The organism is Kolteria novifilia, assembly GCA_007748055.1.
Taxonomy (GTDB): Bacteria; Planctomycetota; Planctomycetia; order Kolteriales; family Kolteriaceae; genus Kolteria; species Kolteria novifilia.
The window spans coordinates 510,505-533,896 of record CP036279.1 but is presented as its reverse complement, the minus strand read 5'-3'; the positions used below and the strand labels follow the sequence as shown (position 1 = coordinate 533,896).

Below are 23,392 nucleotides of genomic sequence, written 5' to 3'. Positions count from 1 at the left end.
CACGCGTGCCTCGACCCCACGAATATCTCGGAGTTGCTCAACTCAACACCTCAAATTGCACAGCGCCCGGGTGAAACGAAGATCCCGCACGGTGACTGCCGTTCCGCAGGTTACTGGTGCATGGAGTACCGAGTAGATGCCCCAGACCGACCAACCATGTCGATTCAATGGGCCGAGGAGTTCGTAAAGTCTCGGGAAACACCGCTCGGCCAGTTGTTGGAGCAAGGGTTCGACGTAAATGTGTACATCGGCGTCTTTTCAAACGTTCTAACCCTCGGATTCGATGTGCCGCCGACACCAAGCGGGTTTCAAACCCCTCGTTGCGGAAGGCGCGCAGGACCGGCAGATGGTAATCGCCGGTCCGTTCGATGGCGACCAGCAGATCGCCCAGCCGGCGTTGGACGCGGGGATCGCGCAGCAGCGAAGCGGCCGCCGCGAGATCGCCACGGGTGTGGGCCACCTCACGCGGTTCCAAGAGGACTTGACCGTTGAAGTCGGTCAGCATCCACTTGCTGCGTGCCTTGGCGCAATCGACCGCCACGATCCCGAAGTGTTCAGGCCCGACGCTCCGGACGCGATCGTACAGCACCCCGCTGGGCTTATGGATGTGCGCTTGCCGTTTCGTCCCGCGACGCCGTGGTCGCCTGGTGCTCGTCATCGCCGATGACCTCCATCGAAGGACAGGATTACCAGTCCCACGTCACAGCAATCGGGCGAAAACCATCAATCTCTTCTTGGAGTTAGCCCCATTGTTGACGGCGGTTGAAAATGGTGGCGCTGGGCGGTCGAAAATGGTGGCGCCTGGTTGGGAAAAGGTCTCCGTATGCCGAGATCGTGTCGCGGGTGATTCCTTGGTTCAGCCGGTTCGCTGTCGGCGGCGTTTGGCGTCCTTTAGCCGATAGCTTTCGCCGGTGGTTTCGAGGATGTGGCAGCGATGGGTCAGCCGATCGAGAGCGGCTCCGGTGAGCCGTTCGCTGCCGAGGACCTCGGTCCAGTGCTCGAAGGGCAGATTGGTGGTCACAAGAAGACTGTACCTCTCGTAGGCGGTGGCGATGACGTCGAAGAGGAGTTCCGCCCCGGCCTTGCTCGCTGGCACGTAGCCCAACTCGTCCAGGATCAGTAGGTCCAGCTTGGCAAGTTGTTGCCGGTACCGCAAGAGTTGACGTTCGTCGCGGGCTTCGAGCAAGAGGGTGAGCAGCTCGGTCACGCGGACGAACCGCACCTTGCGCCCCTGGGCGCAGGCGGCCATGCCCAGCGCGGTGGCCAGATGCGTTTTGCCCGTCCCCGAGGGTCCGACCAACAGGATGTTCTCTCGGCGCTCGAGATAGTCCCCCTTGAGCAGTTCCAGGACCAATGGCTTGTTGAGGCTCGCGCGGGCGGTGAAGTCGAACTCCTCGAGCGTCTTGGTGGTGGGGAAGCGAGCGGCCTTGAGTCGCCTCGCGGCGGCCCGACGTTCGCGTTCGATCAGCTCCAGTTCGCAAAGCTGCAAGAGGAACGCCAAGTGGTCGGCGTTGTCGGCGGCGCAGCGTCGGGCGATCCGCTCGCACTCGTCGTGAACGGTCGGCAGCTTGAGCGCCTTGAGATGATGCTTGAGCAGCACGGTGCTCTTGGTCGTCGTCTTGTTCACGAGGCCTGTCCTCCCAGTAAGACGCCGTAGGAAGCGACGTCGGTCGTCGGGACATGCACTCGCGCAAGGTGCGATCGGCCATCCAACGAGAAGACGGTGACCGGCTCGTCGGCGCGATGGTCGAGGATCGTGCGGATGCTCTCGGCATCGGTGACGTCAATCGCGAGCGCCTGCTCGACCGCGGCCGTCAGTTCCTTGAGCGGGAACTTCTCCAGCAAGCGAAGCACACGGATGTAGGACCTGGTTCCATGGCGGTCGTCCTCGGCCTCCAAACGGCGTCGCAACAAGCCAAAGCAGTCGGGCAACGACCACTCCTCCAAGGGGCGAGCGACATCGAACCCGCCCGGCTTGCGTTCGAGCAAGGCGAGGTAGTGGACCGGGTCATAGCAAGTCTTTTCCCGCTCCCAGCAGCGCGCGTGCCGGGCCACCAAGCGGTCCTCGAAGATCAGTCGTACCTCCAGGACGGTGGCGACGATCGTCAAGCGACGGTGGGCGTAGGCCACCGGCACCGAGTAGTCGTTGCGATCGAAACGGACGAGTGACTCACTATTGGCACTGGCCTGGACCAGTCGCCTCGCCTCGAAGCGTTGCTTCGGCAGAGGCAGGAAAGCGGCACGATCATCGAGGAGCAGGTCGCGCTTGCAGGAGGACTTGCCGCGCGTGCGGCGCTCCAGGTCTTTCTCGCAAGAGACCACGAGCCGTTCGTTGAGTACTGCCAGCGAGGTGACATCGGGAACCGGGACCAGGAAGTTCCGCCGCGCGAAGCCGAGCAATCGTTCGACGTGTCCTTTCTCGTTCGCGCGTCTGACCAGGCAGAAATGCTCTTGGAAGAGATAGTGACTACGAAACCGAAGAAACTCCTTGGTCAGCATCCGCTCACGGCCGGGAAAGACCTTCGTCACCGCGATCGCCGAGTTGTCGTAGCTGATCCGTTTGGGCACGCCGCCGAGGAAGGAGAACGCGCGGACATGGCCTTCGTGGAAGGTCTCGGTGCATTCGCGCGGAAAGACCTGGATGAAAATCGCCCCCGAGTAAGGCAGCGTCATGACGAACAGCGCGACCTTCGTCGGTTCGCCCGCCAAACGGACCGTCGCTTCGCCGAAGTCGACTTGGGCCTCGCCCGGCGGATGCGAAAGCGGCACGAAGACTTCCCGCCGCGATTGCCTCCAGGCACGCACGGCGTCCTTGACGATCGTCTCCCCACCGTCGTAGCCGTGCTCGTCGCGTAGCCGCTCGACGATTCGCTTGACGGTGTGACGTTGCTTCGGTGGCTGCTTGCCGTCCTCCTCCAGGATCTGATGGATGATCGGCAAGAATGATTCGAGCTTGGGCCTCTTGCGAGGCCGCGACAACCGATAGCCAGGCGGCTCGGGGTGAGCCAGAATCTTCGTCAACGTATGCCAACCGAGGTCGTACTCGCGGCACGCTCCTCGCTTACTCAACTCGCCGGTCAGCACCCGCCGGCGTACTTCCGTCCACCACTCCATGTCGGTTCGCACTCCTCCGCCTCCTTGCGAACTCCGGAACGATCGGGACCAAAGCCCCCATCTTCCCAAATCGCAACAAGACGTGAATGAGCGCCGCTATTTTCAACCGCCGCGACACACCCCCAGCGCCGCCATTTTCAACCGCCGTCAACAAGCGGGTTTCAAACCCCTCGTTGCGGAAGGCGCGCAGGACCGGCAGATGGTAATCGCCGGTCCGTTCGATGGCGACCAGCAGATCGCCCAGCCGGCGTTGGACGCGGGGATCGCGCAGCAGCGAAGCGGCCGCCGCGAGATCGCCACGGGTGTGGGCCACCTCACGCGGTTCCAAGAGGACTTGACCGTTGAAGTCGGTCAGCATCCACTTGCTGCGTGCCTTGGCGCAATCGACCGCCACGATCCCGAAGTGTTCAGGCCCGACGCTCCGGACGCGATCGTACAGCACCCCGCTGGGCTTATGGATGTGCGCTTGCCGTTTCGTCCCGCGACGCCGTGGTCGCCTGGTGCTCGTCATCGCCGATGACCTCCATCGAAGGACAGGATTACCAGTCCCACGTCACAGCAATCGGGCGAAAACCATCAATCTCTTCTTGGAGTTAGCCCCATACCAGTTGACCACCTTGGGTGGGGAAAGGGCGCGGAAAAGCTGACCAGGCGTTTTGAACTTCGCATGCTTGCCCGGAGAGAGCGTCTTCGACGTGGAGTCCCAGTCCGTGCAGGGAATCGCCGAAAAGAGGATGCTTTTCGTAGGAAAGAAGATCGAATGCGATCACACTACGATGAGGACTGTCGTTTGATGAACAGTGGCGAACTCTCAAAGTGGCCCCACCATCCAGAGTCATTTCGGACACCAAATCGCGGCTAGGCGGGAGACCTCTCGTCGTGACAATTCGATACCGTCTTGGTGTGCCGTTCACGTTCCTTTCAATGGTTCGCGGGAAGCGTCGCTCGCGAGGTCGAAACCGAGTGTCGACGCTTCGAAGAGGATTCGTTGGCATTCACGCTCTTGCTTATCGGAAGGTGCGTTTCCTCTCCCAATACGAACTCCTTGAGAATAGGCGAATCTGCGATCCCATGGGGTAAGGTGATCATGGTCCTTCGCCCATTTGGCAAGAGCGAACCACGTGGTCGCGTCGATGTCCAATGAACCGGCTGCCGCCCCATCAACTGTTCTCGTTCCCGTACTGTCCGTCACCGGCCGATGCCGAACTGTGGACGCCTCGCCGGAACCACCAACCTTCGGCTTTATTCCAGGCGAATCGAGATCCTTTGATGACTGTGGTTCGGAGTTGCTACCTTGTGAATCTTCTCCACGGAAGACAGACAACCTTGGTGCGTCCTCGGCGATATCATCTTCATTTATGGAAGAGGTGTCAGCGAAATGGACATCCCCCTCGACTTCAAGACCTCGACCGGCAATCCGCGTCTTCTCTTCTCCGTGATCTGCAACATCGCTCCGCGAAGGGGCCTCGACATCGTCATCGACCGATTCATCATCTCCAAAATCCGCTTCCTCGCCGAGTCCCTCCTTCGCCGACCACTGTTGCCTGATCGCAGCGGAAGAGCGAATGACTCGATCAACTGTCTCGCTCGATGTGTCTTGAACCGTGTCGTCGCTTGCTGGCCCATCGCTCCGGGGTTCAATGCCGAGCGTCGTCAGCTTGGTTTTCAGTCGTTGGATCGTCTCTTCTGGGCTTCTGTAATACTCGGATCCTCGTATCCGATGAAATCGCCATCCAAGACGTTCGAGCGTCGCTTGTCTCGCCATGTCCTCGGGGATTTTCTCGATTGGATGAAACCTGTCGCCATCGCACTCGACTGCCAATCGTCCATTCTCGCCTTCGACGACGATATCGATTCGATAGAAACCCACTTTCCATTGGGGAATGACCTTGTATCCAGCCTGAACGAGTCGTTGAATCACCGCCTGTTCGAAGGGAGATTCGGCGAGCGCTTCCACACGATCCAATTCCCTTGTCAGCGCACTTGGATCGAGGGCATGTTCGATCAACCTGCGTCGTAGGTCTCCTGGCTTCAAGTCGATTTCGGGGTTCACCGAGTAGACTACCCACAGTTGGTTTCGAGCCCGACTGGCAGCGACATTCAATCGTTGTCGATACGTGGGCGTGTCGGTCATCCTCAACGGACCCCCTTGGGGAACATCCACGACCGACAAGAGCATGATGTCCCGCTCATCTCCTTGAAACTGTGCCGAGTTTCCACAAGCGATGCGCCGAGTGCGGACCGTCTCCGCTGGTAGCGACTGTCTCACGAGTTGGTCAATCTCCTTTGCTTGATCTTCACCTACAAGGGAGACCACTCCAATCGTTTGATCCGCATAGTCTGGATCTCTGGTCATCGCGACGATCAGTGAAGCGACCGCCTTGGCTTCTTCGTGGTTCACCTTTCCCGACCGACTGGCGCCCTCGACGCGAAAAGGAACCACGGATGGCCGAAGACGAACGCTTGCGTCATCGCGAAGAGGTCTTATTTCGCCGTTGTAGGAGAGGTGGTTGCTGAACTGAATGATGTCCGCCACGCACCGAAAGTGTTCGCGTAGGCGGATCGTACCTCCGAACGATTGGCGGGCGAGATCGTAGACTGACATCCTACCATCGTAGAGATGGCTGTTCTGGATGCCCGACATGTACTCGCGAATCAGATTGTTGACGATGTCGTCCTTCTGGCCGACCGCCAAAGGGCTTACTTGCTCGTGGTCACCGACGACGACCAGTTGTTTCGCGAGAGTTAGAGGGATGAGTGCCATCACGTCGCATTGGCTCGCCTCGTCAATGATGACGACGTCGAATTGCGTCGTCGTAGGGTTGAAGTGTTCGACCAGCCGAGCTAGTGGCATGATCCATACAGGGACAGCATCGCGGCAGTCTGTCATCATGCGGTTCGCCTCGCGCCGAAGCCGGGGGGCGTTCTTGCCCGTTCCACGCCCAATCCGACGTACGGTATCCAGCCAACCGGTCAGCGCCTGGCGTTGGCGAAGTTTGGTTCGTCTGATCTGAGACGACCATGCCCGACACTCGATGAGCTGGACCGTCGTGTCGGCGAGACTGCGACGAAGCCACTCGCTCTTTCCTTGAAGGTCCTCAATGTCGGTTTGTGCTCGACGCGTTAGCTCATCATGAAGCTGCCGCCACTCCCAAGCAGCGCAAGGATCACCCTGCGGCTGATCATGGCCGTGGAGGTCCTTCCTGTGCTCAATACAAGAAGCCCACGTCGCGGCGGATCGCTGGAGCTGTCGGAGAAGGTCCCGGCGGCGGCGCGCGTGCGTCTGCCGTTCACTCGAAGCGCGGATTGCGGCGTAGGCGTCTCGGTATCGGTTGGCGTTTCTATTCGTGATCGCTGCAATCAGCTCCTTTGCTTCGTGACGCGTCGACATGCTTGCGGCTTCGGCACACTTGCGAAGCTTCCTCTCCAACGATGCGTGGCGAATACGAGTTGACGTGGCGGTGAGATTTGTGATGAGAAAGCTATCGACGCCGTCGACAATTCTCATCATCCGACCGAACTCGCTGGGGTTCAGAGGCAACTCGGCGACGAATCGTTCCCAGTCGAATCCGAGCCGCCGCAGACGCTCCACCTACGGCATCCATTTGCCGCTCCACCAGCTTGTCGCGCCTCGGATTCGGTCGGAATACTGGGTGCACGCGTGTTCGATCCGCTCACCAAGTTGCTCGGACGACATCTCGCCACGACTAGAAACGAGAATATCCCAAAGTCTCTTCAACTCCTCTCTCGCCACCCCGAGGCATAGGGCGTTCTCGATTGCTTGGAATTCATCGACCGTCCCCGGCCGTCGGCCGCGTACTTTCCATTGGTCGATCAAGTTCATCCACGATGAATGCGTCCAGCGCGTCAACCACCCAAGGCGTTTTCTCTTCGCCAGTAGCGACTGGACCGACCTCGCGACCTCAAGCTGTTCCTCAAGAGGGACGTCTTCCGCGTACTGTGGAGAGTACTGGACCAGATCGAGCTGTGCTTTCGACGAAGCCTCTTGGGCTTTGTCGATGGCTTCTACCAATTGGTCCCAAGGTGCAACTTCGTTGGGCCCCGAGTGTCCGGCGTAGACCGCCGCCAGTCTCCAAGACTCCATCTCAACGATGGAGCCCACCGCTCGTCGAAACCCCTCAACTAGATCGTCGAGTTCCTTTCGGTGCTCGGTCGTGAACCTCTTGTTGTTCCAATAGGCGAGAAAGTCCTCGCTTGCGTGATCATGCAGCGAGTCTTGTTCCGTCAGCTTCTCGTGAAACTCTTCGGGTGTGAGCAGATCGTCGACATTGGGTAGCTCCTCGTCGACGAGACGGCAATCCTCAACCGTCGACGTCGCGTTCGTCGCGTAGAGCTCCGCGATCTCATCGGGAGAGAGGGAGAGTGGATCGCCACTTTCGATTGGTCCGGGTATCCAGTCGTGCTGCCCGACACCTGCGGCCACTTTCTTCGCGGCCTCGGATGGGGAGAAGGACTGGCCGGCAAAAACGACATCTCGGTACTCGTTGGCAAGTGCTCTCTGGATCTCGTCTTGGAGAGCATCGAGTCGCCGGATCGTTTCGCGACGCAACTCGTCTAGCTGGCTAGACTCTCTCTTCAGTCGTTCGGCGTCGTCATCGCTTAAACGATGGCTGATCGCTGATACGGAATCCTCAAGCTGCTGACGGCTGTTCATGTCGCTGTCGAGTACGCTCACGCAGAGCGGGCGAAGTTCTTCGACCACGTGATCGCGAAGCACGCTGAGCGCCTTGGTCGTTTGGCTCGTGACCAAGACACTCTTACCCTGCGCGAGCAAGTGACCGATGAGATTCCCGATGGTGTGGCTCTTTCCCGTTCCGGGCGGGCCTTGTACAAGGACGGAACTGTGTTTCGCTAGCATGCGGGCGATCTGCGTCTGTTCCGGGTTCGACGCCTTTCCGAAGAAGATGTCAACGTCCGAAACAATCCCTCGACGCGACGGGGAGGGCGCGGACGCCTCGCTATCGCATGGCGGAGCCGCCTCGACGCCAACGATCCTCATGAGTCCGGCGCTGAAGCTCGAACGGTTTGCGATCGACTCAAGAACTCTTTCGATCGCCGTACTGAACCCCAGCGTACGGGTTCTCAGAAGCAGGACTGGAGAACGACCGATGGTGGGGTGTTCGCTGCCTATCGGTGGACGGGCATGTTCGAGAAGGTTTCCGTGAGAGGAGAGGGTGATGGAGAAACGTTTGAGAAACGCCGACGCATCCGCACTGAGCGGATGAACGTGCGATTGTTCGAGTTCGCGACGACAGTTGGCGAGGTTCTGAGGGTCGACGTCGGCTATGGATTGGAATAGCGACGTATACAGCTCCGTCGCATCACTTGTATAGGTGATCGTGAACTCGGGGATGGTCGCGTTGAACTCAAGCTGGACCCGCTGGATCAGGACAGGGTGGAAGATATCGCCTTCTCGTTGTTGCCAACTTAGGATCCCATCGCCGATTGCGAAATCGAGCCGTTCGCCTTCGCGTTCCATGCGACCGTGCAGATCATAGAGCTTGTCAAATACCTTCAGGCTCATCCGAGCCGGAAGCTCGTTCTTTCTCCATTCCTCGCGTCGCGTGCGCCATTCGGCGAGCAGTTCAAGGCGGCGGGGATCGTTCTCGAATCTCGTGACGATAGTCTCGCCATGCTCATCACTTTCGTTTCTCGACTCTTGGTGGCGGATCTGTGTTTCGTCGGGGTTCTCCCAGCCGCTCAAGAGCCAGGAACGCAACTCTTCGGGCGGATCAGGTGAACGCGTTAGTTGAGGTCGACGAACGCGAAGAACGAAATCGTCGCTCTTCTCAGTCGTCTCCTCCTCGTTGGACTCGGAGTGATCCGCCATCTGGCCAATCATGATCGACGGATGATCAGGCAGTGTGTCCATCCAGAGCAACCACTTTTGATCCCGGACCTGTTTGGTAACGGGATTTCGATGCTCGTTTAGCGCTTTGAGGTAGTTGAAGACCTGCTGAATTCGCTGTCTTCCAATCTCAATCTGATCCTTAGCGAGGGTCACGGAAAATGCTCCTAACAACTCGTCGATTGGCCGTCAGACTGTCCCACTTGTCGCTCACTCTTCTGGCCTTTGGGCTTCCAATTGATGTCGCGTTCTCAATTCAACAAGCATCGCTGCACCGCGACGCTGAGAACTCCACGGTCACCGTGAAGACACGCATGATGCACACGTTTCGTATTGCGACGTCACGGCTCTTGCTCCTCAAACAGAATCGCCGGTTCGGTCGTCGCATGATCCGCGTGCAACTGCCTCCCGAACAGCAAGCCTTCGGCGCCGCCGAGTTTTAGCCTGAGAGTGCGTTTGGATCGCAGGCCGAGCGGCGGTGCGGTGGTCGTCGTGACGATGTATTGGAAGGGGACGGTATGGTTACCGCCTAGCTCCTTGGAAAGCGAGGCGACGCACGCCAGGAGTCGGCGATAGATGTGCCCGCCGAGGTCGGCTTCACGTGGGCTGTCGTGGAGGAGCAGGCCGGGATGGGCCGCCGTTCCCATCGCTCCCATGACGAGGACCGCGACGTCGGCCATCAGGATCGAGAGAGTCTCGAAGGCTTCTCCCGAGAGATTCTCGCCCCGAAAGATCCGGAAGCTTAGCCCCGACGACGTGAGCGCAATTCGTCCATGGAAGTCCGGGGAGAGAACCTCGCGAACGAGCGCGTCGTACACGTCTCGTAAGCCGGTCAAGGCGGTGTTCTGAGAGGCGAGCAACTCCTTCAGCCGCTGCTTGGCATCCTCCAGGTCGGACTCAAGCGTCGTCTTCGTTTTCTGGAGGCTGGTAAGTTGGGCGTCCGGCTCCGTCCCCGATTGGAGTCCGTCCCAGTAGGCGAGCTGACGGAGCGTCTTCCGGATCTCGGCAATCTGGCGATCGGTGTTTCGTCGCTCGTCATCGAGGTCTCGCCGCTGGTCGTTGAGGTCATCCAACTGCATGCGCGATTTCGCGAGCTGCGACTCCAGGCGCTTCTCGCGGGCTCGGAGGTCCGCAAGCGACTGGTCTCGGTCGGCGGCCGTGGGAAGATACTCTGACGACTTGGTGGAAATCTCCTCATCAATCGTTGTCAGGTGATCCCTAGTGTGCGTGCACTCACCAATGGGCACGTTGCCGTACTTGCACAGCATTTCCTCTAGCTCGTTGATCTGCTTCTTGAGTTCGCGAAGCTCGTTGAGGGACTTTAGGAGTACGGCGGTCCCCGACTCATTGATGTCCGCCGCTGCCTTTGTCTGGTTGTACATTTCGCTTGGCTCACCGAGCGCCGCGGCACGAAGCTCGATCGTGCGGTCCAGGTCGGCTAGGGCTCGACGGCGTTTGGCTTGTTCGGCTTCGAGCTGGGCGATGCGGTTCCCGACGAGGGCCGGGAGCCCGATCATGTCGTCCGGATCGAGCGATGCGTCGAGTGCATCGGAAATGTCGAAATCCTGCCGCAGCGCCCGTCGGTGATGACGCGTCCAGTACTCGGGTTCGCGTCGTCGCTCGGCGATGGTGCTCTCAACCTTCGCGTGTTCGCGACTCATCCGATCGAGGTCCCGCTGAAGCGAGGTCTCTTCATCGGGAAGGAGCCCGAGCACCGACCGTAGGATCAGGAACGCATCGTCCTTCTGGATCTTCGGCGTGCCCGAATCACTACGTGGCGAACGCCATTGCCACATGCTTTGATAACGGGCCTCCTGGTCGCGGGCACACATCGCCAGGGCATGATGCCACTCGATCGAGTCCCCATTCATCAGGACCGAGTCGGTACGCAATCCCGATAGGCACGTTGATGAGAGATGATCGAGATACTCGTGAAAGCTCGCTCGTGGCGGAGGATGTTCGAGCAGGTCCTCGATGCTGATGTCTTGTTGGGCGGCGTCGGCGCGGGTCTTGGTAAACGGGCGGAGGACGGCCCAACGCTTGCCTTGGATGTGGACCTCGGCGGCGACGTATCCCTCGGGGAACGTGTGCTGGATCTCCTTGGACGCGTAGGCCTGACCGTAGTTCGGTTCGCCGAGGCAGTAGCGGATCAGGCGGCAGAGGGTGGTCTTGCCGACGCCGTGGCCGGGCTCGAAATGGTCGTCTTGCGATTCGTCTTCGATGCCCCAGACGATGTTGAGCCCGGTGGTGAAGGTAATTGGCTCGCGGATCGGGATCGGTGGGTTCAGCGACTTGAACAACGCGATCTTTGCGATCCAAACCAATGGTTCGGACCTCCTCTGGCTCGGATCGGCTTGTTCGAGGATCGACATCGCGAGCGTCCCTAGGTGGTGTTGGCGTCCTCTTTCTGCTGCTTCCGTTGTCTTCTCTTCGGCTTGGGAGGGTCATGCTCCCGATAGCGCTTCATCGCCTTGGCAACGAGAGCGAGGAACTCTTTCGGGATTCGGGGGAGCGACGCGCGTACCTCGTCGAAGGAGTCGCCGAGGGCAAGGAGGCCATCCTCACGGCGGAGGGCTCGCCGTACTAGCAAGTCCTTGGTGAGCGATATCCACGATGGTTCGGCGTTGGGATCGGCGATCAGTTCGGGCGGCAGCGACGGGAGCACGCGATCGAATCGCTTCTGGTCCTCGTCGATGAGCAACGCGCGGCAGCGAGCGGATTGCATCGCCAAGACTGTCGCGTCGATGTATTGATGATCGGCCAGACCGGGTTGCTGTTGGACGAAGTCTAGCAATGCCGCACGTTGAGCCTGCTCAGCCGTGGTAGCCCGTGCGGCGGGATCGACCTTCTTGCGCCCTCGCTTGGGACTGGTGGCTTCGCGTTGTTGGCGAATGCGTTCGAGGAGGACCGACGCCGGCTCATTGTTCGGGTCTTGGGGAACGAGTTCCCCTCGGAAAGCTTTCGCGAGAATGGATTGATCGAGATGCGTCAGCGATGCTTCCAGTGTGGGTACAACCGATCTCAGCTCAGATTCGCTACCCATCAGTGCCTGCATTCGTCGAACGATTTCATGCTGTTCCGCCAGTGGTGAGAGCGCGATGGTTGCTTCGAGGATTTTGGCCTGTGAAAGATTGCGCATTGAGTTGCTTGTGCCAGTTGCGTTTGCTTCAAATGAGTCGCGAACTGATGGCGACCGCAACCCGTAGAGCATGTACTGTTGCGGTATGTCTGCCGATGCTGGATTGAGACGAAGTGTCTTGTCGGAGAGCATCAGGTTTGGAAAGTCGGCTTTAACAAGCACGACCGCGCCAATCAGTTCAACGGTGTTCGCGCGGGAGATCAGTAGGTCACCTCGTCGTGGTGTGGGCGTGTCACCAATTTCGTCGCCGTGCTTTAGCGCTTTGTTTGCCGTGGGATCAAACTCACGCCACGTCACTGCGCTGACTTTTAGGACACCGGGTTCTCCATTTCTAGCCGGGTGCGATAGTGCCGTGGGGCTTCGTCCCGCGTCAATAGACTCGATCAGATCACCAACACGGCACCAGCACCAACCCTCCGGCAATTCAGGCAGTTCCAAATTGTCGACCGGCTCGGGTTCCTTGTACTTGTCCTGCCAGCCCCTGGGAGGCTTTTGGCTTTTGGCTTCGTACTTGGCGAGTTCGGCCTCTTCCCAGCGGCGGCGGCGTTCGGTGCGGATGCGTTGGAGGAGTGCGCTGGCGGGTTCGACGTCGGGGTTTTGTTCGCGCCAGTCGGCGGTGAGATCGCCACGGAAGGCAGCGGCGAGGAGGCTCTGGCGGAACTGCTCCAAGAGCGGCTTCACCTCCGCCAACGCTTCCCGAGCCTTCCGGCTCCGCTCCTGCAACGCCTCGATCTTCGCGACAATACGACGTTGTTCGGGGAGGGGCGGGATGCAAAGCTCAAACGTCGACAGAACACGTCCTGAGACCGCCTTGAACGTCGTCCCTGTTGCGAGGCGGGCTAGCTTTGTTTCTAGATGTCGGAGAGAGAAAAGAACGTAACGACCGTCGACAAGCTTTGTCGGCCGCAGCGCAGCCAATCCTCGACCAATACAACATCGTTTATTCGCGACGTTGGTGGGGCCAACCGGTGCACGGATGGAAAGCAGAATATCATCAGGTTCGGCGATCTTATTCGGTTCAGCACACCATTTGCGCACCGTTGGATGGAGTTCGCCAAACTCGGCCTTCCCTTGGAAAAACGGAAGTCCATCGGGATCGTTGCGGTACGTTGAAGACGGCGGCGACTGTCCCATGATGACATCGCAGACATCGGGTAGAGCCGCGACCTCCCAACCCGCTGGCAATTCCCCGTTTCCCCCGCTCACGCTTCCACCTCTTCGCCTTCGAGCAGCGCCGTCAGCGCCTCCATCTCCTCCATCGCCGTGGCCAGGCGTTCGCGGATCATCGCGGCGATCTCTTCAGGCTCGGGGAGTTCGTCATGATTGGAGGCGTTGTCGTCCTTGAGCCAACTGATGTCGAGGTTGTTGCCACGCTTCTTGATTTCATCCCGACTAAAGCAACGAAAGCGGCCGTCGCTGCCTTGGTCGGTTCGCTTGCTGGTGCCGTCGGACTTTCTGCCAAACGCCTTCTCGAACTCGGCGAAGTGATCGTGTGTCAGCGGCGTTCGTTTGCCGAAGGCGGGCATGTTGGCCCGGAGGTCGTAGACCCAAACTTGCTTGGTGTTGCCTTCGTCGGTCTTGCCACGCGTGAAGAAGAGGACGTTCGTCTTGACGCCTTGAGCGTAGAAGATCCCGGTCGGCAGCCGGAGGATCGTGTGCAGATTGCACTTCTCCATCAGGTCGGCCCGGATTCTCGTGCCAACCCCTTCCTCGAAGAGGACGTTGTCGGGCAAGACGACTGCCGCCCGGCCGCCGGGCTTGAGGGTGCGGTAAATGTGCTGGAGGAAGGCGAGCTGTTTGTTGCCGGTGACGTGGGTGAAGTCGTCCCGCGTCGGCCGGCCGCCTCCTTTCTTCGTTCCGAACGGGGGATTGGTGAGGACGACGTCGGCCTTGGGGAGATGCTCGCCGGTTGGGGAAAGCGTGTCGCCGAGCAACATTTCACTATTGACGCCGTGGAGCAGGCAGTTCATGAGCAGAAGCCGATGAGTATCGGGCACCAGCTCGACACCGACGAAGGCGTGCTTGCGTTGGAAGGTCTGTTGCTTGACGGGCAGATCGTAGAGGTCGTCGGTCGCCGCTTTGATGGAGCGGTCGGCTTGGATGAGAAACCCGCCCGTACCGGCCGCCGGGTCTTGGATGACCTCGCCCGGCTGCGGCTTGATGCAGTTGACCATGCACTCGATCAGCGGACGCGGCGTGAAGTATTGCCCGGCCCCGGACTTCTTCTCGCTCGCATTGCGTTCGAGCAGGCCCTCGTAGAGGTCGCCGAGGCCTTCCTCGCGAGCGGAATACCAATCGAGCTTGTCGATATCGCTGACAAGCTTCGAAAGGTTCTTGGGTTGCCGTAGGGACGTGTTGGCATCGTTGAAGATCGCCTTCACCCGGCCCGAGCCCTCGTTGCCCAGATGCACCAGGAGCGATCGGTAGAAGGCGAGCTGTTCGACGCCATCCCGTGCCGCCAGATCATCCCAGCGATAGCCCTTGGGCAGTTGGCCGTCCTTGTCGGTCTCCTTCGTCATCTTGAGGAAAAGAAGGAACGTCAGCTCGGTGACGTACTCGTGGTACGTGATCCCATCGTCACGCAGCACGTGACAAAGAGACCAGAGCTTGGCAACGATGTCTTGAGTGGTGGTCATTGTTGAGGTCGTCATTGTCCTTGGTTACGGTCGTCCGTCCCGGCGGTGTCTAGACCGCGGTTTGCCACATCGCATCGGCGATATCCCGAAGGATGCTGTCGAGTTCGCCCTTGAACACCTTGTTGAGGCGGGTGAAGCCGCCCTCCGCTCTAAACTGTCCATCATTGAGGGCTTCGCGGTCGACGATGATCTCCTGTTCTAGTTGCTTGCCGATGCGAAGGAGCCATTTTCGTTGCGGCCCGGTCCAGGGTCGGCTGCCGAGGATCTGATTCATTGCCACCTGCACCCGGTCGCGATGGGCGATCAATGGTTGATCGCAGGCGACGTGGCGAATGTAGCCAATGATGGAGGCCGCGATGTCTTGGTTGGTCGTCTCGCGCCAAGCGGTTTGGAGTTTGGCTTCGGTGAAGCCCGCTTGGTCGAAGGCGAGACGAAGCTCGCGGAGCTGGGAGCGCGTCAGATCGCGTGGCCGCTGGGCGACGACCAACAACGCCGGAAGATCGTCGAGGTGCTCGGTCACGTAGTTGCGAAAGTCATCGAGATAGTCCTCCGGCCGGGACGCTGTCCCGTAGCCCCGCTCGATGCGGCGGAGTTCGTCGTCGTGCTCCGAGACGAGGTACTTCGTCTTGCCGCGACGTACTTCCATGAGGATCGAGGTCGTGACGTCGTGTTGCCCGAACCACTCGGCAAGATCGGACGGACTGCTCCGCCGGACGTGATTGATGAGCCCCTGTCGGTCGAGGCCCGTCGCGGTCTCCAGGCGTTCGATCTGGTTGTCGGTGAACTTCTTTCGTCGGAGTTTGGTCAGGAGCTGATCCTTGACCTCTGACCGAATGTCGTCGTCTTGGACGGTGCCTAGCTCCTCGACCAACTGCTCGAAAGTGATGTCGGCTCGGGCCACGACCGGCTGCATCTGGCTGACGTTCTGGAGTGCGGCGTAGAGGTCGACGGCGTCGAAGATGTGAAAGCGTTCCTTGTCCTCGCCTGGGCCGTGGAGGTCCTCACAGAGCCGCGTTGCCCGGCCAAGCATCTGTTCGAAGAGAATGCGGCTCCTGACCCGCCGTAGGAAGACGAGGTTGGTGATCGGCGGAACATCGACGCCCGTCGTCAGCAGGTCGACGGTGACGACGATCCTGGGGAGCTGTTCGTTCTTGAAGCGACGGATGAGCTGGAGCGGCTTGTCGGCTTTGCCGGTGATCTTCATGACGGTGTCGTCGTGAATGCTGCCGTAGGAGTCATCGAATGCCTCCTTGAGCAGACGGACGACCAGATCGGCGTGCAGATCGTTGACGCAGAAGACGAGGGTCTTGCCGGGAAGGGTCGGGTCGATGTGCTCGGCGAGCGAGGCACAGACGGTCCGGTTGAAGTTCTCCGTGAGGACCTTGCGGTTGAACTGGTCGACCTCGACTTCGACTTCGTCGGGGGTGTTGAAGAGCTGGAGTTGGTTGGTGCCGGAGTCGAGGACTTTGATCTCCTCGCCCTGATCCCACTTGATCCCCTCCTCGGAGAGCCTGGTGACAACTCGATACGGCGGTTCGTGATCGACGAGCCAACCGTCGATGACCGCCTGGCGGTACGAGTACTGGAACACGGGCGGGCCGAAGATCTGCGTCGTGTGCAGGGCGGGCGTGGCGGTCAGGCCGATGCGAACCGCGTCGAAGTGGTCGATCACGCGGCGGTATTTGGAGATGTAGTCGGCCTCGCTTCGGAACGTTAGCTCGGCGTCGCTCATCTCCTGGTCGAGGTTGTAGCCACGGTGGCACTCATCCACGACGATGCAGTCGTACCAGTCGACGGGAACAGGTTGGGCCTGTTCATCGGGGTAGAGGAGGCGTTTGACCATCCCCTGGACGGTCGCGATGTGCAAGCGGGTGTCGGATTCGGGCCGAAGGTCGCCGAGTTCCTTGACATCGTAGATGTCGGCGAACGATTGGTAGTTTTCGAGGCGAACGTCCTTGAAGGCATTGCTGGTCTGTTCGCCCAGAGCGGTTCGGTCGACGAGGAACATGATGCGACGAAAGCGGCCGCTCTTGATCAGGCGGTAGATCAGGCCAATGCTGGTGATCGTCTTTCCCGTCCCCGTCGCCATGGCGACCAGCATTTCGCGATTGCCTGCGGCGATCTCCTGTTCGATCGCTCGAATCGCCTCGGCCTGATAGTCGCGAAGCGGAAGGTAGTCGGACGACTCGTTGGCGAGGCGGTTGTCGGCTTCGTCGATGTTCTGGCTGAGGAGGTCCGTGAGCCCCTCGGGGGTGTACCAAGCTTCGAGCGGTCGTGGATGGTTCACCTCGCGACGGCCATCGAGGAACCAGATGCCGCTCTTCTCGGCGATCTGCCGGAGGAAGGGACGGCCGTTGGTGGCGAAAAGGAAGGGGACACGGTGCTCGGACCAGGGGCCGCCCGGTGACGCGTGATCGGCATCGACGTTGAGTCCCCGGCTGTACCGTTTGGCTTGCTGGATGGCTCCCGCGACGTCCTTGCTCTTGGACTTGGCCTCCACCACCGCGACGGGCATGAGGCCGACGAAGAGACAGTAGTCCGCCGGTCCGCTTGACGTGGGCCATTCGGCGATTGCGATGTTGCGGCCCTTGCTTGGTCGCGTTCCGTTGGAGTATCGGAGGACCTGCGAGTCGGCATCCCAGCCGGCTTCTCGGAGTTGAGCGTCGATGATGCGCCGGGTTGCCTCTTCGTCGAGGTCGACTTCCGTCGATTGTTGCTGAGCTTCGGCGATCGTCGCTTCGCGATCCTCGCTCGGTGTCGCGGCGACTTGGGCCTGCAACTGCGCGAGCCGCTGCTCGTAGCGTTCACGCTCCCTTTCTAGCTGGTGCTCGGACTCGGTGGCGATTTCGAGAGCGGCGTTGAGATCGTCGTAGGCGACCTGGGCCGCCGATTCCGCTTCTTGCCGCAGACGTTGGTGTTCCTCGATCGTCTTCTGGACGCCGGCGGATTGAAGCTCCGCATCGGCAAGAGCGGACCGGAGGCGTTCCAGCTCCGCTTGCAGTGCGTTCTCCGCCTCTTTCGGATCCGGTGGTGGAACGAACGGAGAGGGTTTGAAGTTCGGATCTCTGCCAAACGATTTGTGAAACCAAATGGCCAGCTTTCGAGCCATCTGGAGCTGGTGGAGGGCCTCGCGACGATCGTCGGCATGGCTATGCACGGCGTCGTTGCCAGACTTTCGCAAGCCATGGAAGAGCTGGCTGACCTCGGGCCCGAGCACGCGCGCGTTCCAGAGTTTGTCGAGGACGGTCAGTTGGGAATCGCGTTCTTCAAGGGCGATGCCGGTGTAGGCCGCACAGTGCTCCGCGAGCAACTCGGCGAACTGCCGCAGCTTCACGAGCGCCGAATTAGGATCGTCGAAGACGTAGCGCTCCGCGAGGGCGCCGTGTCGTACCAAGACGTCATCGTGCTTCGCGAGGAAGCCGAAGTTTGGCGAATTGGCTCTCGGTGACGCCATCTCGATTCCCAAGATCCCAACGAACGGTCAGCATCATTCTCCCCGTCGTCGTCTCGATCCCCTCACGCAGCGAGCTGGCTCCAAATCGCTGCCACCATTGCCCAACCGAGGCGAATCCAGCCGGAGCGGCGTGGGCTGGGGCGTATAGTCTATGGGCTAGTCTGCCAAATCCATCTGTCGCCGGAAAGAGTTTCGTGTCGGAATCTCCGGCAAGCACGAAATCAAGCCTATCAGCTTGATCGGACAGATCTGGTCCAGCGCCGCCTTCCGCAACCGTCCCGGCGACCTAAATTTCAGCCTGTTTGGTGGCAAGATACTTGAGTGCGCCGGCGTTAGCTCTTGGAAGGCGGATTCCAACGATTGAAAAGCCCTGAGACGTCCTCTGCTGTTGAGGTACGTGGCAGGGCTTTCGTCGTTTCTTGCCGGTGCGAGAAGCTTGGTGTTCACCAGAAAACGAGGAGGTTCATCATGTCGCACATCGTGGAGATCGAGACGGAGGTGAGAGACGCTGTGGCGGCCTGTGCCGCGTGCAGACGGCTGGGGCTGCCAGAGCCCGTCCAGGGCTCATTCGAGCTCTTCGGCGGCCTTGTGGAGGGACTGGGCATTCAACTGGACGGCTGGCAGTATCCGGTCGTGTGTGATCTGGCAAGCGGGCAGGTTCGATTTGACAACTTCGGGGGGCGTTGGGGCGACCAGACGCAGCTCGATCGGTTTCTTCAGGCGTATGCGATCGAGAAGGCCACGATCGAGGCCCGCAAGAAGGGGCATAGCGTCACCGAACAAGTGCTGGCCAACGGCGCGGTCAAGTTAACCGTTCGGCTGGGAGGTGCTGCATGAGCAAGACGATCGAGATCATTGTCGAACCCAATGGCCAGACTCGTGTGGAGACGAAGGGCTTCTCGGGCAGCGAGTGCCGCCAAGCCAGTGAGTTCATCGAGAAGGGACTGGGTCAACGAACGGCCGAGCACGTGACCGCCGAGTTCCATCAGCAGCGAGCCTGTCAGCAACGAACGAGTCAACAACGCGGCTGACTCAGGTTCTCCAATCCCAACGACCATCATTCAGAGGAGAGCGGACGTGAGTTTACGTCATCGCCTTGATGAGTACGTGCGAGCGTGCTTCACGGGCATTTGGATCGAATCCCATGAGCACCAGGATGCTCTCGCGGAGATCGCCCAACTGTGCCGCGACGAGCAATGGCAGCTTGCCATCTGGAACATCGAAGCCGGGCTGAGCAGCCCCGGGCAACCCGATGCCGAGATTCCCAGCAGCGATCCCTTGACGGCAATCCGAGCCGTCCGTTCGTTGGCGACAGCGGACGGCACGGCGATCCTGGTGCTGGAGAACTTTCATCGCTTCATCGAATCCGCCGAGGTCATCCAAGCGCTGACGCGACAGATCATCGACGGCAAGCAGAACCGGACAATCGTCGTGGTCCTTTCGCCGATCGTGGAGATCCCGATCGAACTCCAGAAGAAGTTCGTCGTCATCGAGCACGACCACCCGAGCCGGGAACAGCTTGAAGAGATTGCGAGAGGCATTGCCACGGAGGAAGGCGAGCTGCCCGACGGACCCGAGTTGGAAATGGTGCTAGACGCCGCCGCCGGTCTGACGCGAATGGAAGCCGAGAACGCGTTCAGTCTGTCGCTCGTTCGGCAACAGCGAATCACGGCCAGCACGGTGTGGGAATTGAAGACGCAGACGCTCAGGAAGGGAGGGCTCCTTTCGCTTCACCAAGGCAGTGAGGACTTCAGTGGTCTAGGAGGGCTTGCCGCGCTCAAGGACTTCTGCAAGCGAGCGCTGCTTCGGCGGAGTGACGCCGATCCGCGGAGGCGACCGCGTGGGGTGCTGTTGCTTTCGCCGCCAGGTTGCGGCAAGTCGCAATTCTGCAAGGCCCTCGGCAAGGAAGTCGGGCGGCCGGTCCTCACGCTCGATGTCGGCAGCCTCATGGGTTCGCTGGTCGGTCAGTCCGAAGAACGGACGCGTCGTGCCCTTCGGATCATCGACGCCATGGCTCCCTGCGTGGTGATGATCGACGAGCTAGACAAAGCATTTTCCGGTCTCCACGGAAACGGCGACTCCGGGGTCTCGTCGCGGATGTTCGGAACCTTCCTCTCGTGGCTCAATGATCACGAGTCGGACGTCTTCGTCGTCTGCACGGCCAACGATGTGACGAAGCTGCCGCCGGAGTTCTCGCGGTCGGAACGCTTCGACGGTGTCTTCTTTCTCGACCTGCCCAGCAGGGAAGAGAAGGACGCCATCTGGGAGATCTACCTCGATCTTTTCGAGATCGGTCGCGACCAACGGAGGCCGGATGACACCAACTGGACCGGAGCGGAGATCAGGTCGTGTTGCCGATTGTCGGTATTGCTCGACTTGCCCCTCGTCCAGGCGGCCCAGAATGTCGTGCCCGTGGCGGTCACCGCCGCCGAGTCCGTCGATCGAATTCGGACTTGGGCGAGTGGTCGTTGTCTCAGCGCTAGCAGGCCTGGGGTGTACGAGCATGGGCGTCGCTCGAAGCGATCACGCGACCGAGTGGGTCCTGATCCATCCATGAACTGAATCCTCGCAACATTCTGTTTCTCAGTAGGAGCCGGAGGATGACCATGCGGTCGTCGACCGGCTCGTTTGCTTTTGGGAGTAACAAGCATGACCAGTTTGCTCGATGAACCGCGATCGCAGCAGAACACGTCGACCGCCGAGCGACTCCGTACGACCATGGCTGCCGCTCGCCTCAGCTTCACCTGGCTCGGTGTTCGCAAATCGTTGACGTCGGCCCAGAAGAACCAGGCGGCGGACTCGTTTGGCGCTGAAGGAAAGTACCTTTCGGCCGGCAAGAAGCTGCTCGACACCTCGCATCCGGCGTTCAAGGCGGTGACCGCGATTCGAGGTCGGGCAGTGGCCTATTGGAAGGGAGTGTCGCTTCCCTTTCCCGAACCGGGCGTTCGACTGATCCGCCAGGACGCGATCGCCGATTTCGACAACCAGATCGCGATGTTCCGGGAGGAACTCGACGATGCCGTGGCTGAGCTCGACCGCCACTATGACGAGCTTCGACGGGCCGCCCAAGAGCGTCTCGGCGATCTCTTCGATGTCTCGGACTATCCCGCGACATTGGTCGGTTCGTTCGCGATCGAACACGACTTCCCGTCGGTGGAGCCGCCGGCCTACTTGCGGCAGCTCAACCCCGAACTCTATCAGCAGGAGTGCGATCGGGTCCGGACGCGGTTCGATGAGGCGGTTCAGCTCGCCGAGCAAGCGTTTCTCGACGAACTGTCGAAGCTGGTCGATCATCTCAGCGAACGACTGAGTGGACAGGCTGACGGCAAGCCCAAGGTCTTTCGCGACAGTGCGATCGACAATCTGACGGAGTTCTTCGAGCGTTTCCGGCGGCTCAATATTCGCAGCAACGACCAGCTTGATGAGGTGGTCGCGAATGCCGAACGGGTCATCCGGGGCATCGAGCCTCAGTCCCTTCGTGACAACGCCTCGCTGAGGGCCGAAGTCGCGACACAGCTCTCGGGAGTGGGCTCGACGCTCGATGGTTTGCTTGTCGATCGCCCTCGCAGGAACATCCTCCGACGTCCCAAATGAAGGAACAACGATGCAACTATTCATTGATCGATGCGGAACAATCCGCTGCCTCTACGACGAAGAACTGAACCTCCAGGAGCTTGGCCGGCTTTCCATTCGCCGAGGATCACACGTTGAGCCAACAAGGGAAGCGCAGTGGTATTCGGACTTGTCGCCGGCTGTTGCGCATGTGGCTGAGATGCAAGAACCGTGGTTGCAAATGGACTTGTCACCGGTGAGAGGCCCCATTCTTGGCCCCTTTGCCAGCCGATCTGAGGCTTTGGGCGCCGAACGTGAGTGGTTGGAGAAGTATTTGCTCGAAATTCACCTCTAAAGTCGCGCCTCCATCGTTCGTTTTTCTCGGGTTAACGTCATCTTCGCGACGTCAAATGCCAGTGTGGAAGCCCCATTCGGTCGCTAACCGGCCACGAAATTGCCCTCGCGGCATCAAACGACAAGCTTTCTCCCCCCACAATTTCTCGGCTCATTGGTCGCTCGCGAGCTATCGCCGGGTGGTTCTGTTTTCCCAACATGACCGCCCCGCGAAGGCGGTCTCACTCATCAAGGAGATCGTCCCCATGGTCGCACGATTACCTCCAAGTGCTCGCCAAAGAGTTCCTTGGCGACGTCAGTTCGTGTTCTTCCTGCCGGTGATTCGGCGCTACGGCGAATTCGCCTTCCGCTGTCTGAGAAGCGAGGAACGGGAAGAGGCCATGCAGGAGATGGTCGTCCTCGCCTTCGTCGCGTTTGCCCGGCTTGTCGAGCGAGGCGAGATCGACCGTGCCTATCCATCAGTCCTTGCAAGATTCGCTGTCGCACAAGTCCGAGATGGTCGCAAGGCGGCCACACCGGCAAACACGCACGATGTTCTGTCCCGGCGGGCTCAGTGCAAGGGTGGCTTCGCCGTCGAACGCCTCGATCGGTTCGATGGGGGCGTTCGACAGTGGCTGGAAGTGCTCGTGGCGGACCGCTGCACTCCGGTACCCAATCAGGCCGCGTTTCGGATCGACTTTGCGGCGTGGCTCTTGCAACTCCCGACGTGCAACAGGCGGATCGCTGATTTCCTCATGACCGGGAATTCCACGAACGAAGTCGCCAGACTCGTCCACTTGTCGGCTGGCCGGATTTCCCAATTGCGCCGCGAGCTTCACGCCAATTGGGAACGTTTCCAGAACTCCGGCGCACGCAACGACGTTCCCGTCCGTTGACTCTCGGTCCCATCGACCGATAGCCCGACTCCAGTGATGTCGATCGGACCATAAAGCGAGTCCGACGCAGACACTGGTCTATTCTCTGTGCCCCCAGCAGGGGCGGTGATCTTCTTCGCCGCTCCACGTCGGGGCGGCGTTTCTTCTCTCGCTAGGAGCAACGCAAATGACTCAGCACCAACTCGACCGGCTCGTGGCCCAGGCCACCGGCGAAGACATTCGAGAGATCAAGCATCTCGGCTTCAGCCTGGCCGATCCCATGGAGATCGACTTCGATCCGGAGCCGGATGATTTCCCGGTTCGATTGCTCGACTGGGACAACGTCGGCCTGGAGCGAATGATCGCCGTCGTCGAGCAGCCGTCGAACGTTCGCTAGGTGGTTCTCCCCTACGTTCACCT

17 protein-coding genes are annotated in these 23,392 nt (G+C 60.1%); 7 read left to right on the top strand and 10 right to left on the bottom strand.

Annotated features, from left to right (window positions below):
• Positions 1-37 precede the first annotated feature (37 nt).
• From Pan216_RS02025 to hsdR, 10 genes are all read right to left on the bottom strand, one after another.
• Entirely contained in the window at positions 38-505 is a 468-nt protein-coding gene (locus Pan216_RS02025) for a hypothetical protein (RefSeq protein WP_419193710.1), read from the bottom strand.
• Between the two features lie 351 nt (positions 506-856).
• The gene (gene istB / locus Pan216_RS02020) at positions 857-1,627 is read right to left on the bottom strand and encodes an IS21-like element helper ATPase IstB (RefSeq protein WP_145254105.1); all 771 of its coding nucleotides are present in this window, start codon (positions 1,625-1,627) and stop codon (positions 857-859) included.
• Complete coding sequence (gene istA, locus Pan216_RS02015) at positions 1,624-3,126, bottom strand: IS21 family transposase (protein WP_419193162.1); 1,503 nt, start codon at positions 3,124-3,126, stop codon at positions 1,624-1,626. The genes istB and istA overlap by 4 nt, the downstream gene beginning before the upstream one ends.
• On the bottom strand, positions 3,062-3,625 hold the full coding sequence (locus Pan216_RS02010; protein ID WP_145254102.1) for a transposase: 564 nt from the start codon (positions 3,623-3,625) through the stop codon (positions 3,062-3,064). Before Pan216_RS02010 ends, istA begins: the two co-directional genes overlap by 65 nt.
• Positions 3,626-4,024: 399 nt before the next feature.
• Positions 4,025-6,706, bottom strand: a complete 2,682-nt coding sequence (locus tag Pan216_RS02005; RefSeq protein WP_145254099.1) for an AAA domain-containing protein — start codon at positions 6,704-6,706, stop codon at positions 4,025-4,027.
• Complete coding sequence (locus tag Pan216_RS02000) at positions 6,707-9,139, bottom strand: AAA domain-containing protein (RefSeq protein WP_145254091.1); 2,433 nt, start codon at positions 9,137-9,139, stop codon at positions 6,707-6,709.
• Positions 9,140-9,324: 185 nt separating this feature from the next.
• Complete coding sequence (locus Pan216_RS01995) at positions 9,325-11,307, bottom strand: hypothetical protein (protein WP_145254088.1); 1,983 nt, start codon at positions 11,305-11,307, stop codon at positions 9,325-9,327.
• Positions 11,308-11,366: 59 nt separating this feature from the next.
• Positions 11,367-13,328: a restriction endonuclease subunit S gene (locus tag Pan216_RS01990; RefSeq protein ID WP_145254084.1), complete on the bottom strand. Its 1,962-nt coding sequence runs from the start codon at positions 13,326-13,328 to the stop codon at positions 11,367-11,369.
• Positions 13,325-14,758: a class I SAM-dependent DNA methyltransferase gene (locus tag Pan216_RS01985; protein WP_145254081.1), complete on the bottom strand. Its 1,434-nt coding sequence runs from the start codon at positions 14,756-14,758 to the stop codon at positions 13,325-13,327. Before Pan216_RS01985 ends, Pan216_RS01990 begins: the two co-directional genes overlap by 4 nt.
• A gap of 49 nt (positions 14,759-14,807) precedes the next feature.
• Entirely contained in the window at positions 14,808-18,212 is a 3,405-nt protein-coding gene (gene hsdR, locus Pan216_RS01980; RefSeq protein ID WP_419193161.1) for a type I restriction-modification system endonuclease, read from the bottom strand.
• 468 nt (positions 18,213-18,680) lie between these two features.
• Between hsdR and Pan216_RS01975 the strand changes: the two genes are divergently transcribed.
• From Pan216_RS01975 to Pan216_RS01945, 7 genes are all read left to right on the top strand, one after another.
• Positions 18,681-19,049: a DUF1257 domain-containing protein gene (locus Pan216_RS01975; RefSeq protein WP_145254075.1), complete on the top strand. Its 369-nt coding sequence runs from the start codon at positions 18,681-18,683 to the stop codon at positions 19,047-19,049.
• Positions 19,046-19,243, top strand: a complete 198-nt coding sequence (locus Pan216_RS01970) for a DUF2997 domain-containing protein (RefSeq protein ID WP_145254072.1) — start codon at positions 19,046-19,048, stop codon at positions 19,241-19,243. The genes Pan216_RS01975 and Pan216_RS01970 overlap by 4 nt, the downstream gene beginning before the upstream one ends.
• 46 nt (positions 19,244-19,289) lie before the next feature.
• Entirely contained in the window at positions 19,290-20,774 is a 1,485-nt protein-coding gene (locus Pan216_RS01965) for an AAA family ATPase (protein WP_145254069.1), read from the top strand.
• 87 nt (positions 20,775-20,861) lie between these two features.
• Positions 20,862-21,806 carry a hypothetical protein gene (locus tag Pan216_RS01960; RefSeq protein ID WP_145254067.1) on the top strand — a complete coding sequence of 315 codons (945 nt, stop codon included), beginning with the start codon at positions 20,862-20,864 and terminating at the stop codon, positions 21,804-21,806.
• Positions 21,807-21,816: 10 nt separating this feature from the next.
• On the top strand, positions 21,817-22,119 hold the full coding sequence (locus tag Pan216_RS01955) for a hypothetical protein (RefSeq protein ID WP_145254064.1): 303 nt from the start codon (positions 21,817-21,819) through the stop codon (positions 22,117-22,119).
• 244 nt (positions 22,120-22,363) lie between these two features.
• Entirely contained in the window at positions 22,364-22,993 is a 630-nt protein-coding gene (locus Pan216_RS01950; RefSeq protein ID WP_145254061.1) for a hypothetical protein, read from the top strand.
• A gap of 166 nt (positions 22,994-23,159) precedes the next feature.
• Positions 23,160-23,369 carry a hypothetical protein gene (locus Pan216_RS01945; protein ID WP_145254058.1) on the top strand — a complete coding sequence of 70 codons (210 nt, stop codon included), beginning with the start codon at positions 23,160-23,162 and terminating at the stop codon, positions 23,367-23,369.
• Positions 23,370-23,392: the final 23 nt, after the last annotated feature.